This window comes from Sphingomonas sorbitolis (genome assembly GCF_036663875.1).
In the GTDB taxonomy this organism is placed as follows: Bacteria; Pseudomonadota; Alphaproteobacteria; order Sphingomonadales; family Sphingomonadaceae; genus Sphingomonas.
Genome location: NZ_JAXOJS010000007.1, coordinates 22,018 through 35,905, shown reverse-complemented (window position 1 = coordinate 35,905; position 13,888 = coordinate 22,018). Strand labels below are relative to the sequence as shown.

The 13,888-nt window shown below is 65.0% G+C and carries 8 protein-coding genes, 1 tRNA gene and 1 pseudogene; 7 read left to right on the top strand and 3 right to left on the bottom strand.

Annotated features, from left to right (window positions below; translation table 11 throughout):
- Nucleotides 1–51: 51 nt before the first annotated feature.
- Together U1763_RS18505 and U1763_RS18500 are read left to right on the top strand one after the other, a co-directional pair.
- Nucleotides 52–2,550, top strand: coding sequence for a TonB-dependent receptor (locus U1763_RS18505; protein WP_332756400.1), 2,499 nt, complete (start codon nt 52–54; stop codon nt 2,548–2,550).
- A gap of 52 nt (nt 2,551–2,602) precedes the next feature.
- On the top strand, nt 2,603–3,535 hold the full coding sequence (locus tag U1763_RS18500) for a metallophosphoesterase family protein (protein ID WP_332756399.1): 933 nt from the start codon (nt 2,603–2,605) through the stop codon (nt 3,533–3,535).
- A 273-nt stretch (nt 3,536–3,808) separates the two neighbouring features.
- On the opposite strand, the pseudogene U1763_RS18495 reads toward U1763_RS18500, so the two are convergent.
- Nucleotides 3,809–5,668, bottom strand: a pseudogene (locus U1763_RS18495) (efflux RND transporter permease subunit); the annotation flags it as partial.
- Between the two features lie 878 nt (nt 5,669–6,546).
- Here U1763_RS18495 and U1763_RS18490 point away from each other — a divergent pair.
- The 5 genes from U1763_RS18490 to U1763_RS18470 all read left to right on the top strand — a co-directional run bounded on the left by U1763_RS18490 (nt 6,547) and on the right by U1763_RS18470 (nt 12,200).
- Entirely contained in the window at nt 6,547–8,004 is a 1,458-nt protein-coding gene (locus U1763_RS18490) for a putative bifunctional diguanylate cyclase/phosphodiesterase (RefSeq protein WP_332756398.1), read from the top strand.
- The gene (locus tag U1763_RS18485) at nt 8,001–8,750 is read left to right on the top strand and encodes a LysM peptidoglycan-binding domain-containing protein (protein ID WP_332756397.1); all 750 of its coding nucleotides are present in this window, start codon (nt 8,001–8,003) and stop codon (nt 8,748–8,750) included. The genes U1763_RS18490 and U1763_RS18485 overlap by 4 nt, the downstream gene beginning before the upstream one ends.
- Nucleotides 8,750–10,426: a serine/threonine-protein kinase gene (locus tag U1763_RS18480; RefSeq protein ID WP_332756396.1), complete on the top strand. Its 1,677-nt coding sequence runs from the start codon at nt 8,750–8,752 to the stop codon at nt 10,424–10,426. The genes U1763_RS18485 and U1763_RS18480 overlap by 1 nt, the downstream gene beginning before the upstream one ends.
- 17 nt (nt 10,427–10,443) lie before the next feature.
- A complete protein-coding gene (locus tag U1763_RS18475; RefSeq protein ID WP_332756395.1) occupies nt 10,444–11,448 on the top strand; it encodes a type VI secretion system-associated FHA domain protein in 1,005 nt (334 codons plus the stop codon).
- 95 nt (nt 11,449–11,543) lie between these two features.
- The gene (locus tag U1763_RS18470; protein WP_332756394.1) at nt 11,544–12,200 is read left to right on the top strand and encodes a PP2C family protein-serine/threonine phosphatase; all 657 of its coding nucleotides are present in this window, start codon (nt 11,544–11,546) and stop codon (nt 12,198–12,200) included.
- Between the two features lie 356 nt (nt 12,201–12,556).
- On the opposite strand, the gene U1763_RS18465 is transcribed toward U1763_RS18470, so the two are convergent.
- Nucleotides 12,557–12,632, bottom strand: a tRNA-Lys gene (locus tag U1763_RS18465).
- A gap of 156 nt (nt 12,633–12,788) precedes the next feature.
- Complete coding sequence (rodA, locus tag U1763_RS18460; protein WP_132897016.1) at nt 12,789–13,853, bottom strand: rod shape-determining protein RodA; 1,065 nt, start codon at nt 13,851–13,853, stop codon at nt 12,789–12,791.
- Nucleotides 13,854–13,888 lie beyond the last annotated feature (35 nt).

Here is a 13,888-nt window from a genome sequence, read left to right as displayed (position 1 = left end):
GTCCGCGCTCATCCATCCCTGCTCCGACACACGGTGCGATGCGGGGATTTCATGTTCAAGTTTTTGACGACGACGGCCATCATGGCGGTGGCGGCGATCCCCGTTGCCGCCAGTGCACAGGCGCAGGCGGCAAGCGTCGCGTTCGACATCAAGGCGTCCGACACGGCGACCGCACTCAACGCGTTCGCCCGGCAGGCGGGCGTGCATGTCAGCTTTCCCTACGATGCCGTCGCCAACCGGCGTGCGGCAGCGTTGCGCGGTCGGTTCACGCGCGGCGAGGCGCTCCGCCGTCTGATCGCGGGGCAGGGGCTGATGATTGCCGAGGAAACCCCCTCGATGATCGCGCTGAAAGTTGTCCCCGTCGAAACGCCGCAGGTCCCGCCCGAAACCGCGGCCACCAGCACTGCCGGGCAGGATATCGTCGTGCTAGGCCAGGGCCAGTCCCGCCAGGTTCAGACGGTGTCCGCCAAGGCGATGGCGAAGCTAACCGGCGGCTCGTCGCCGTTGCGCTCGCTCGGCAGGTTGCCCGGTGTGAACTTTGACTCCTCCGACGCGCACGGCACGTATGAGGCGGCGACGCAGCTCTCGATCCGCGGCTTCCTCACCGACCAGATGGGCTTCACGCTCGACGGCGTGCCGCTCGGCAACATGCAGTACCGCAACAATAACGGCCTTTCGATCAACCGTGCGCTGCTCAGCGAGAACAATGGCGCCGCGACGCTCTCGCAGGGCAGCGGCGCGCTCGGCACAGCCTCGACCAGCAACATCGGCGGCACGGTCGATTTCACCTCGATCGACCCCACCGACAGGTTCGGCGTTGATCTTGAGCAAAGCTACGGCAGCGCCAGTTCGTGGCGTTCGTTTGCTCGCGTCAACAGCGGCGAGCTGCCTTGGGGCGGGCGGCTGGCGGTGTCCTACGCGCATGACCGTCAGGGCAAGTGGCGTGGCTGGGGCAAGCAGGTGCAGGACCAGATCAACGCGAAATACGTCCAGCCGCTCGGCGACGCGGTCAAGTCGACCACGTTCCTCAACCTGATCGATCGGCGCGAGGACGATTACAACGACGTCTCGCTCGCCCGCCTCAAGACCTATGGCTACAGGTTCGATAACATCCGCGATTTCGCGCTGGCAGAGCAACTCGCGACGATCGTCCAGAACGGCGGCACCCCGCCGGCACCGTTCGCCGCCGCCGACGACACGATCTACCAGGGCGGCGGCGTGCGGCGCGATCTGCTGGCGTACGAGAAGCTCGACTATGCGCTCGGGGCCCGGCTGAGCGGTTTCACGACCGGCTACATCCATCTCGACAAGGGTATCGGCACCTATGCGAGCCCCTACGACCCGACGCCCGCCGCGTTTGGCGGATCGCCCGTCTCGGTGTCCGCGCTCCGCTACGCGATCAATCGGAAAGGCGTGATCTCGCGGCTCAAGTTCGCCGCCGGCGATCACAAGATCGAAGGGGGCATCTGGTACGAACGCAATGCCTTCGATCAGGGTTCGTATCTCTACGGCCTGCAAAAGGGCGTCGCGCCGAGCGAGTTCCAGCAATTCTACACCAACCCGTTCAAGACCAATTTCTACAACGAATACGTCACGAACACCGTCCAGCTCGACCTCAGCGACACTTGGCAGGCGACCGACGCGCTGCGGCTCAACGCGGGCGTGAAGGGCGTGGTCTCGACCAACCGCGCGCACAGCGTCGTCAGCACCAAGCCGATCGACGGCTCGATCCAGGCGAAGAACTGGTTCCTGCCGACCGTCGGCGCGCTCTACACGCTGGACGGCAACAACGAGGTGTTCGCGGATTATACGCGCAATATGGCGGCGTTCGTCGCGTCCACCTCCAGCGGCCCGTTCTCGAGCAGTTCGCAGGCCGGGTTCGATTTCATCCGAAGCGACCTGAAGCCCGAGATGACCAACACGTTCGAGGCCGGTTATCGCTTCCACGATCGTAATCTTCAGCTCTCGCTGACCGGCTATTACGTGAAGTTCTCCAACCGCCTGCTCGCCTCGTCGATCAGCGCGACCATCGTCGGCAACCAGAACGTGCTCCAGAACGTCGGCGGCGTCTCGTCGCGCGGCGCCGAAGCGGCGGCGAACTGGAAGTTCGCGCGCGGCTGGTCGCTCTACGGCAGCTATGCCTATAACGACGCGACCTATGACGACGATGTCCAGCCGCTCGGCGGCGCGCTCGTCGCCACCAAGGGCAAGCAGGTTGTCGCGTCGCCCATGAATGTCGGCACTGCCGAGCTCAACTATGACGACGGGACGATCTGGGGCGGGATCAACGCGCATTACCGCAGCGCCCGCTATTACAGCTATCTCAACGACGCGAAGCTGCCCGGCGCGGTCAACGTCAACCTGTCGGCAGGCTATCGGTTCAGCCGGATGTTCGACGTCCAGTTCAACCTGACGAACGTGTTCGACAAGAAATACATCGCGTCGACCGGGACCGCCGGGTTCGTCACCTCCGATCCGAACGGCACGTACACGACGCTCCAAACCGCCGCACCGCGCGAAGTGTTCGGCACCGTCCGCGTCCACTTTTGATCGTCGCCGCGTGTCGGGAATGCCCCCTCTTCCTTCTGTCGACAGGTGCCCCATGGAACGCCGCAATCTTCTGAAGCTCGCGCTTGGCGCGCCGCTCGTTCCCTTGGCAGCCCGGGCTGCGGCGACCGGGCCGGTAGGCGGCGGCGACAGCTTCAGCTTCGCGTTCGTGGGCGATTGCCATATCCGGCCGGAACTGGGCGCGGATCGCGCCTGCGCGCGGTGCTTCGAACAGATCTCCGCGTCACCCGTCGATTTCGTGATCCAGGGCGGCGACCATGTCGAGGATGCACTCGAAACGGGGCGGGACCGCGCGACGCTGCTGATGGATCTCTATCAGCGCACCGAACGCGCGCATCTGCGCAAGCCGATCCACCACGTCATCGGCAATCACGACTGCCTGGGCGTCTTCCCCAAGAGCGGTATCGATCCGTCGGCGCCCGATTATGGAAAGCAATTCTACATCGATCGGTTCGGGCCGCGCTATTACGCCTTCGATCACAAGGGCGTGCATTTCGTCGTGCTGGACTCGATCGGCCTGACCGCCGACCGCAATTACGAAGGCCGCGTTGACGCCCCTCAGCTGGCATGGCTGCGCGCCGATCTCGCGGCACAGCCAAAGGGCACGCGGATGGTCGTGGTAACGCACATCCCGCTCGTCACCGCGATGCGATGCTACGAACCCGAATCCTGGCTCGACACCCCGCACAACTGGACGTTCGTCGTCAACGGCCGAGACGTGCTGCGCATCCTGCGCGACTATGATGTGCTCGCCGTGCTCCAGGCGCATAGCCACGTCTATGAGCGGATCGAGCTCGACGGGATCTCGTTCATCACGACCGGCGCGGTTGCCGGGGCCGACTGGCACGGCTCGTTCCTCGGCACACCGGAGGGCTATACCGACATCACGATTGCCGGCCGCAAGGTGGAGAGCCGGTACAGGACCTATGGCTTCACCAGTGTCGATCGACAGGATGTCCTGATCTGAGCGCAACTTGCGAGAGCTACACGGGCTTTCTCAATTTTTACCTCGCCGTTCGGGACCCTCGCTTGGAGTCCCTTCGCGGCGAGCGATCGCGGCGATCCGTAGCTTTTCACGATTTTCGAGCGTGCGACTGACGCTGGAGAACATGCGCACTAATTTCTTCAGCTCGTTTGCTGTCCTATGTCCTCTGCCGTCGAAGATGAATGGGCGTCCGGTTTCGGTAAGCAGCTGGCAGCTGCTGAGTTTCCGTTTGTGGGTCGTCGCAGTCTTAGCTCATCAAGCTTCCCCTCGATCGAGCTCGTCCCCGGATGTCATATCCTCCGACGCCCGCCATCCGCCGAACCGTGCGTAAAGCGTCGGAAGGACGAAGAGCGTCAGCAGCGTCGCCGAGATCAGGCCGCCGATGACGACGGTCGCCAGCGGCTTCTTCACTTCGGCACCAGCGCCGTGGCCGAGCGCCATTGGAACGAAGCCTAGGCTGGCGACGAGCGCGGTCATCGCCACAGGGCGCAGTCGGGCGAGCGCGCCGTCATGCGCGGCCCGGACCCGGTCCATGCCGCGGGCCATCAGGTCGTGGATCGACGACACCATCACCAGGCCATTGAGCACCGCGATCCCCGATAGCGCGATGAAGCCGACCGCGGCCGAGACCGAGAACGGCATGCCGCGCAGCACGAGCGCTAGCACGCCGCCGACCAGCGCGAGCGGTACGCCGGTGAACACGATCACTGCATCACGGACGGAAGCGAGCGCGCCGTACAGCAACAGCATGATGACCGCGAAGCACACCGGGACGACGAGGAGCAGCCGATCGCGCGCGGAGGCGAGGTTCTCGAACTGGCCACCCCATTCGACATAGGTGCCGGGCGGCATCTTCACCTGCGCGTCGATCGCGGCGCGCGCGTCGGCCACGACGCTCGCGACATCGCGGTCGCGGACGTTGGCCTGGACGACCACGCGGCGCTTGCCGTTTTCGCGGCTGATCTGATTGGGGCCGTCGACGACCGCAATGTCGGCAACGGTCGACAGCGGAACGAACCCGCCGCCCGACGTCGGCACCGGGACCTGCGCCACTTGGGTCAGGTCAGAGCGCAAGGCCTCGGACAGGCGGATCACGACGGGGAAGCGGCGGTCGCCTTCGAAGATCATACCGGCCTCTCGCCCGCCGATCGCGGCGGCCACCGTGTCCTGAACGTCGCCGGCCGTGACGCCGATCCGCGACATCGCCATGCGGTTCGGGCGAATGTCGAGCATCGGCAGGCCCTCGGTCTGTTCGACGCGCACGTCGACCGCGCCGCGTGTCTTGCGCAGAGTTTTGGCGATCCGGTCGGCCGCAGCGTTCATGCCTCCGAAGTCGTCGCCGAACACTTTGACCGCGATGTCGCCGCGCACGCCGGCGATCAGCTCGTTGAAGCGCATCTGGATCGGCTGGGTGATTTCGTACGCGTTGCCGGGAAGCGTCGAGAGCCGCTTTTCGATCCGTTCGACCAGCGCTTCCTTGGCGAGGCTCGGGTCGGGCCATTCGGCTCTGGGTTTCAGGATCACGAAGGTGTCGGTGGCGTTCGGCGGCATCGGATCGCTCGCGATCTCGGACGTGCCGGTGCGCGAGAAGGCGAAGCGGACCTCGGGCTGGCGCGCGAGCATCTTCTCGACCTGGAACTGCATCGCCTGACTCTGGTCGACCGAGGTGCCGGGGATGCGCACCGCCTGGACGAGGATGTTGCCCTCGTCGAGCTGCGGCAGGAACTCCTGGCCGAGCGTGGTGAAGGCGACGCCTGCGATCGCGAGCGCGCCGACCGCGATTCCGAGCGTCATGCTCGGTCGGCCCATCGCCTTTCCAAGCCCTGGCTCGTAGCGGCGACGCAGCCAGCCGATTATGCGGCTCTCCGTCTCGTCGACCGGCCTGCTCAGCGCTATCGCGATCGCGGCCGGCACGAACGTCATCGACAGGACGAAGGCGAAGACCAGTGCGATGATGACGGTCAATGCCATCGGTTCGAACATCTTGCCCTCGACGCCGGTGAACGTCAGCAGCGGGGCGTAGACGAGGATGATGATCGCCTGGCCATAGACCGAGGGGCGGATCATCTCGCGCGCCGATGCGGCGACCAGATCCAGCCTGTCCCGCAGCGGCAGCGGTCCGTCCCCGTACGGGAACTTTCTAGCTCGGCCTGCGTCCGGGCGTCGAGCATTATCTTCCGGATGGACCCTCAGCATGGGCTGAGCAGCCTGTCGTCGATGCCAAACTGAACTCGCATCGTTACCTCATGTCGGCACGGGGGCGTGGACTTTATAGCGTCTTTTACGTCGAACGCTCATGGGCGCCGCTAGGCTGTGCGCCAGCGACTGAGAACCAGCAAGTTAAGGTGGCTGCATGTCCCCGCAACCATCTTCTACAATAGCCCCGCCCACAAAGCGGGGCTTTGTTGTGTCTGCGCTACACGCACCGTTCGCAAAATCCAGTATGCGTACAGATCGCCGCGCAGCTAGCGTTTCCGGCGTTCGCCGCCCCCTCAGCGACGGCACTCTCTCAGGTGGGCAAACAAACTTCACTTCCCTGAACGGAGTCTGCGCTCAGACCTTGATTGGACCGGTCGAGGTGGTCGATGCTCATTCCGCAGCGTGGCTGAATGCATGGCTTCTGCCGATCGCGATGGGCGAACTTGGTTCGTGGCTTTTCCGAGGATCTATACTGACAGTCGGGGCCACGCGACGTCTCGAATTGGACGGGCGGCCGGAGACGATCACGTCGGCGTAGAAATCCTGACGATGGTTCGAGGATCGATGTGATGGCCTCGCCGCAAATCATCCTGGATTAACCGAACCGTATCATTCTGGTCGTTATTCAAACCGTTATGGCAATGTCCGTGACTTTTCAGCGACCCTCGCTGTGGCGATTCGGGTTCGCATGCGTGGCGATTGTCAGCCTTCTTTGCTGGACGCTTCGTGCCGGTCTCGCTCCGGTGGGTGTGATTCTCGGTGGTGCCGCAATCCTTGTGCTGGATCGCCTCCTTGTGCATCGGCTCTGGTCTGCGCGGCTGGCGCAACGGCTCGGTGACCTGGCGGAAACGAGCGATGAGGGCTCGCTAGATGCGCGCGTCACCCGAAGCCTCGCGACGATTGCCGATAAGCTGCACGCAGTCGGGCATCGGACCGAGCACCGGCATGGCGTGACCGGATTGCCCACGCGCGAGCCCTTGATCAGCCGGATGAACGCGGACGGGCACGGCGTACTCGGTGTCGTCGGGCTCATGGATTTCGATCGACTATGTGCGTTCGACCCGGCGCTCGGCGAACGCGTCTTGCTCGCGGTCGTCGATCGCCTGACCCGCATGTTGCCCGCCGACCGGCTGGTTGCGCATGTCGATCGCGCTAGCCTGGCAATCTGGTTCGGGGCGGAAGTGGCCGAGGAGGCCGCACGGACCGAACTCGACGTACTCGGTTACGCGTTGAGCGGCGTAGTGATCGATGGTGATCGCGAGATTCTACCCGAGGTTCGTATCCGGCAGGCGACGATGCCAGCAAACGGTCAATCGCAAGCGTTGTTATCGCGAACGCTGGCGTCGCTGGCATTGCAACCGGGTACGACCGCCGCGGTCGTCGAGCCTGCCGTCGATCCGGTCTCGGTAGCGCGAGAGCGCTATGCGCTCGAACAGGATCTGCGTCAGGCGGTGACGCGCGGCGAGTTCGAGATGCGCTATCAGCCGCTGATCGACGCGGGCGAGGGACGCGTCGCAGGCGCAGAATCGTTGATCCGCTGGTTTCATCCAACCCGCGGCCAGATACCACCATCGCGCTTTGTCCCGGTGATGGAGGCGATGGGTCTAGCCCATGAGATTGGCATGTGGACGCTCAACGCCGCCGCACGCGAAGCGCGGGCATGGCAGGCACAGGCGCTAAGCTCGCTGCGCGTCGCGGTAAACGTGTCGGGCCACCAGCTCGATCGTGACGACATGGCCGCGCTCGTCGCGCGGACATTGGCGCGACATTCGCTGGGTGCGGAGGCGCTCGAAATCGAGCTGACCGAAAGCGTCGCGATGAGTGACGGGACCCGTGCGGCGCGGCTGTTCGATGCGCTGCGGAAGACCGGCGTGCGGATCGCGATCGACGATTTCGGTACGGGCTATTCGAGCTTCAGTACGTTGCGGACGCTTGCGTTCGACAAGATCAAGATCGACCGCGAATTCGTGACGAACGTCGACACGCGTCGCGACAGCCAGGCGATCTGCCAGAGCATCGTCGCGCTGGGCCGGGGGCTCGGTATCCGCGTCCTTGCCGAAGGAGTCGAGCGGCGTGCCGAGTATGAATGGCTGTTGCGGCACGGGTGCAGCCATTTCCAGGGCTATTATTTCTCGCCACCGCTAACCGGCGCGGATTTCGTCGCGTTTGCGCGCGACACCACCGGTCTCGCCAAGTTGCTGGCCATCCAACCGCGTATCCGAAGTCGGATCACCGAAAGGCTTACCGCATGACTCCCTCCTTCCGCACCACGACACGCGTTGGAGCGCTGGTGCTGACACTGGCGATAACGGCCTGTTCGCATGGACCCAAGGCCGGGCCACAGCTCGCGCCGATCGCGGCACCCACACCGGCGAACGAGATCGACACGATCCTGTCTCTGCTCGATCTGGGCGAGGTCGGCGCTGCGAAGAAGCGCATTGCCGCAATATTGAATAGCGATCCGATGAACCCGTCGGCCCAAGTGCTGCGCGGTTCGATTGATGAGGACCCTAAGGCGCTGCTTGGGCCGACGAGCTTTGCCTATGTCACGCAGCCAGGCGACACGATGTCGGGGCTGGCGCAGCGTTTCCTGGGCAACCGCCTGAAGTCGTATCAGCTCGCGCGCTACAATGGGATCGCCAAGCCCGCCGACCTTACCGCCGGACAGACGTTGCGCATTCCGGGCGTGCTGCCACGCGCCCAATTGCCCAAGCGGATCGAACCACGGTCCGCGACGCCTGCTGCATTGAAAGCCAGGTCCGCCGCACCGAAGCCTGTATCGGTCGCCAAACCGTCCCCCGTGGTGGTTAATCCGGGCGCGGCAAGGCAGGCGCGTGTGGCGGGGCTCGCGGCGCTCAATGCAGGCAATGTCGCCCGTGCGGTAGGTCTGCTGCACCGCGCCGCCGCGCTCGATCCGCGGAACCCGGTGATCGCCCGCGACCTCGCGCGCGCCGAGCGGATCGCTGCTACCGTCAAGGCCGTCAAGGCGCGCAAATGATGACCGAGATGCTAGGACGCTACCGGATTGACGGACGGCTGGGCGAGGGCGCGATGGCGGACGTCTATCGTGCCTTTGACCCGGGGATCGGCCGGACCGTCGCGATCAAGGTGCTGAAACCCGACTATGGCCGCGATCCTGAACTCGGCGAACGCTTTCTGCGCGAGGCGCGTGCGGCAGGCGCCCTGAACCATCCGAACATCGCCACGATCTACGATGTCGGCGAAGCGCAGGGCGTCGCCTATATCGCCATGGAGTTGATCGAGGGACAACCGCTAGACACGCTTCTCCAAGAGCAGGGTCGTCTGCCCTATGAACGGGTACTGGCATTGGGGCAGCAACTCGCCTCGGCACTCGATTATGCGCATGAGGCAGGGGTCGTTCACCGCGACGTCAAGCCATCGAACATCCTGTTGTCGGCGGACGGCCGCACCGCAAAGCTGCTCGATTTCGGTGTCGCGCGGATCGGCGAGATCGATGTGTCGGGAGCGGAGGGGCGGCTCGCGCGGACGCAGGTCGGGCAGATGATCGGTACGCCGCGGTATATGAGTCCCGAGCAGGCGCTTGGCATCCCGGTCGATCGACGCTCCGACCTCTTCTCGCTCGGTGTGGTGCTGTACGAGATGGTGACGGGCAAAGTCGCTTTCCCGGGCATGGGGCTGGCGACGCTTGCCATTCAAATCTCGCAGGAACGCGTCGAGCCGATCGCACGCTCGGTTGCCGATTGCCCACCTGGCCTGCGGTTCGTCATCGACAAGTTGCTCGCGAAGAAACCCGATCAGCGTTTCGCCGATGGCGACGCGGTGTATCAGGCACTGACCCGCGAGATTGCGGCAACCGGCGAAGCGTCGACGGGGCGGCGTGGCCTGCCGCTGAAGATCAAGCTGCCTCTGGCGCTCGTCACCGTTACCGCGATCGCACTGGTCGCGAGCGTGTCGTCGATTCTCGCGCGCGAACAGCGAACGCTTGAACATATGGCGATTGTTTCGGGCGGCTCGATTGCCGCCTTCGTTACCAGCAACACCGCGGTGTTGGCGGCCGACAATGCAGGCCTGGCACCCGAGCAGCAGGACTGGACCGCGCTGCAGGCGTTCGTCGCATCGGCGTCGCGCGATCAGGAGATCCGCGACCTGGTGGTCGCGGATACTGGCGGGATCGTGCGCGCCGCCGAGAACGTCAAGCTGATCGGTACACGCTATCGCGCGCCCGCGGGCGAGGCCGCGATCAGCGGGGATGCGGGCGTCACGGCCGCACCGGATCGTGGGACGGGTGCCGGGCTGCGTTTCGTCCGACCGATCCGCTATGCCGGAGCCCGGTTCGGCACGGTCGATCTGGTGCTACGCCGGGCCGCGCTCGACGCCGCGATCGACAATGCGAGAACGCTGCTGATGGTGCTGTCGCTTGTCATCATGGGCGTTGTGCTGGTGATCGGCTATCTCAGCGGCGCGATGGTCGCGCGGCCATTGGCACGATTGCGGAAAGCGCTCGACGAAGCGGCAAAGTCCGATTTCGGCCTGCGCATCTCGCATCGCCGCCGCGACGAATTCGGCGCGGCGTTCGATGCCTTCAACCGTGCCGCCGCCGCGGTCGAACCGCATCTGGCTGGCACGGGCGCGCAGGCCGACAGCGCCATGCGTGCCACGCGTGTTGCGCCGTCTCCCCGTCTGGCTGCCTGAGGATCGTCTCTATGTACATGTTGCAGCTTTTCGACACCGACGACGTGATCCAGCCCCTCGACGTGCGGCTGATCAGGGAGGGCCTGCTGACGATAGGGCGGGATGCCGATGCCGACTGGCCGATTGCCGACCCCGATTGTGCCTTGTCGCGCGCGCACTGCGAATTGAGCGTCGATCGCGATGGCCTGACGCTGCGCGCGCTGGGGGCGAACGGGGTGTTCGACGCCGATACGGGCGAACGTTTTCCGCAGGCGATCGACGTGCTGCTGCCGGTGCCGAGCGCGCTCCGGCTTGGGCGGTTCAAGATGGTCGCTACGCATGCACCGCACGGCGACATCGAGGTCGATGGAGCGCTGACCATGGTGCTGACGCCGCCGCTCGGCTCTTCCGTCGATGTGCCGAGCGACTGGGTCGATGCCAGCACGCCGCACGTTGCCGGCGAGGGATCGCTGCTCGAGGCGTTCTGCGAGGGCGCCGGGCTCGATTGTTCGCTGTTGTCTGCCGAGGAGCCGACCGAGATCATGCGACGAGCGGGGGCGGTGTATCGACAGATGGTGCTGGGCATTGGTGATCTGATGGCCGAGCGCGACCATGCGCGCGGGCGCTATCAGCTGACCCGTACGACCATCAGCGGCGCGGACAATAATCCGTTCAAATGGGCACCGACGCAGCGACTGGCGATCGACCTGCTGCTCGCGGAGTCGACGGGGTTCTTGTCGGGACCCGCTGCGCTCAAGGCCTCGTTTCGCGATGTGAAGCGGCATCTCGTCGCAACCTTCGCGGGCTTGCAGGGCAGCCTCCGCGCGGCGATCGGAAGCTTTGCGCCCGCCGTGCTCGACGCAGCAGTGGCAGACCGCGTTACGATGCTGAAGAGCCGTACGGGCTTGCAGATGGCGGAAGTGGCCGAGCGTCACGCCGATTTGACGCGACAGATCGCGGAGTCCGCGCCGGGGTCGCTCGATCGCGCCTTCGCGGTGGCCTACGACGCCACCGACTCTGCGATGGCGCGCGACAGCGTATGAATCTCGGCGGTCTGCTGCGCCGCAAGGTGCGTATGGTTCCGGCCAGGGTCTGTTCCGCCGATTATCGATCGGAGGGGCGGACGCACGTTGGGCGCGTGCGGGCGGTTAACGAGGATCGGCTCCTCGACCGTGCCGACCGGGGCCTCTGGGCGGTTGCCGACGGTATGGGCGGACATAGCGGAGGAGCAGCGGCAGCGACCACCGTCGTGCAGGTGCTCGATGCGCTGGCGGACGATCCTCGACCGATCGACGATGCCCGTTTGCGCGACGCGCTCGCACGCGCCAACCGCGCGATTCATCAAGACGGCAGCGCCGACGCGACCAGCGGTGCGACGGTGGTGGTCGCGCTGACCATGGGACCGACCGCGGTGATCTGCTGGGCTGGCGACAGTCGCGCCTATCGCATTCGCGGCGGACGCGCCGAGCAACTGACGCGGGACCATAGCGTCGTGCAGGAGATGATCGATGCGGGCGTATTGAGCGCGGCCGCGGCGGAGCGGCATCCGCAGGCGAATGTCGTGACGCGCGCGCTCGGTGTTGCGCCGACGGTCATCGTCGACAGCGTGCGGGTCGCGCTGGAGCCGGGCGATCGCTTGTTGCTGTGCTCCGACGGCGTGTCCCGGTCGGTCGATCCCCGTGATTTCGTCACCATGCCGGAATCGATAAGCGACAGTGCCGACCGGTTCCTCGCAAACGCACTGCAACGCGATGGAAGTGACAATGCAACCTTGGTCGTGGTCGCTGTTTCGTGACCTCAAATACCGGACTAGGTGTGCTCCGCTGCGGCATCGATAGCGATCCTCGACTGCGGGAGGTTCGCTCGCTCGCGACCTGATCGCTTCGGGGCGTGCGGCGTCGGAGGTAGCTCTGCATCGTATGAAAGGTCGCGAACCGCGCTAGAAACCCATCCCGTTCTCGCAGGAAAGGGGAGCGCGTTGCGTCCGTCCTGACTTTGCCAGAGACGCGGTAAAAACCTTGTATGGCGCAATCACCGAGATGGGTGAAGCTCAGATCCGCGGTGCAAGACGACGACTACGTCGCGAGGCTATCGAACGAATTTCCGCGCGGGCGGTGAATAACTTACCGCTGTCGCCGGGCTATGGAAAAATGGTGGACGCACTTGGGCTCGAACCAAGGACCCGCTGATTAAGAGTCAGCTGCTCTACCAACTGAGCTATGCGTCCATTCCGGGGCGGTTTTGAGTGGCGCCCTGGTGTGGCGCCCCGCTGCTGGAGGCGCGCTGTTAGCAGACTCATCGGGACCCGCAACCCCCTTTTCTTCGATCCGAGTCCGTTTTCGTCAAATACGCCGTCTTTTTGCGGATTAGGCCGCTTTTCGACCTACCAGCCGACCGTCTTGCGGTTCTGGCGGTCGATCGACATGAGGATGCCGAGGCACAACAGCACGGTCATCTGCGCCGAGCTGCCGAAGCTCACCAGCGGCAACGGGATGCCGACCACAGGCGCCAGACCCATCACCATCATCAGGTTGATCGCGACGTAGAAGAAGATCGTCGTCGACAGCCCGGCAGCAGTGAGGCGGCCGAAGCGGGTCTGCGCGCGCTGGCCGACCTCAATCCCCCAGCGGATCACCAGCAGGAAGGCCAGGATCAGCAGGCAGCCGCCGACCAGCCCCCATTCCTCCGCCATCGTCGCGAAGACGAAGTCGGTATGGCCCTCGGGGAGGTAGTCGAGATGGCTCTGCGTGCCCTGGAGGAAGCCCTTGCCCCAGATCCCGCCCGAGCCGATCGCGATCTTCGACTGGCTGATGTGATAGCCGGTGCCGAGCGGATCGCTCTCGGGATCGAGAAAGATCAGGATGCGGTTGCGCTGGTAATCGTGGAGCAGGAAGTTGATCGAGAGCGGGATCGCCACCGCCGCCGCGATCGCGCCGCCGACGAACAGCCGCAGCGGGATGCCGGCGAGGAACATCACCGTCGCGCCGCCCGCGCAGATCATCAGCGCGGTGCCGAGATCTGGCTGGAGCATCACCAGCGCCGCAGGCACGCCGATCAGCATCGCCGCGGGCCAGATCGCGCCGAACCGTCGCGTCTCGTTGGGGGGGAGCATGTCGTAGAATTTGGCGCAGGCGAGCACGATGCCGGGTTTCATGAACTCGGACGGCTGCAGGCGGATGAAGCCGAGGTCGAGCCAGCGTTGCGAGCCGCCCGACACTTTCCCCAGCACCTCGACCGCGATCAGCGAAACGACGAGGATCGCGTAGGTCGGCAGCGATCCCGCCTTCCAGACGCTCTCGGGGACGTAGGAGAGCCCGATCGCGCCAGCCAGCAGCACGAAGAAGCGGATGCCCTGCGACAGCGCCCAGGGGTGCAGCGAGCCGCCCGCTGCCGAATAGAGCACGACCTGGCCGAAACAGCCGATCGCGACGACCAGCAGGATGACCATCCACGGCAGCTTGGCGAGCGGTTCGGGGACGATGC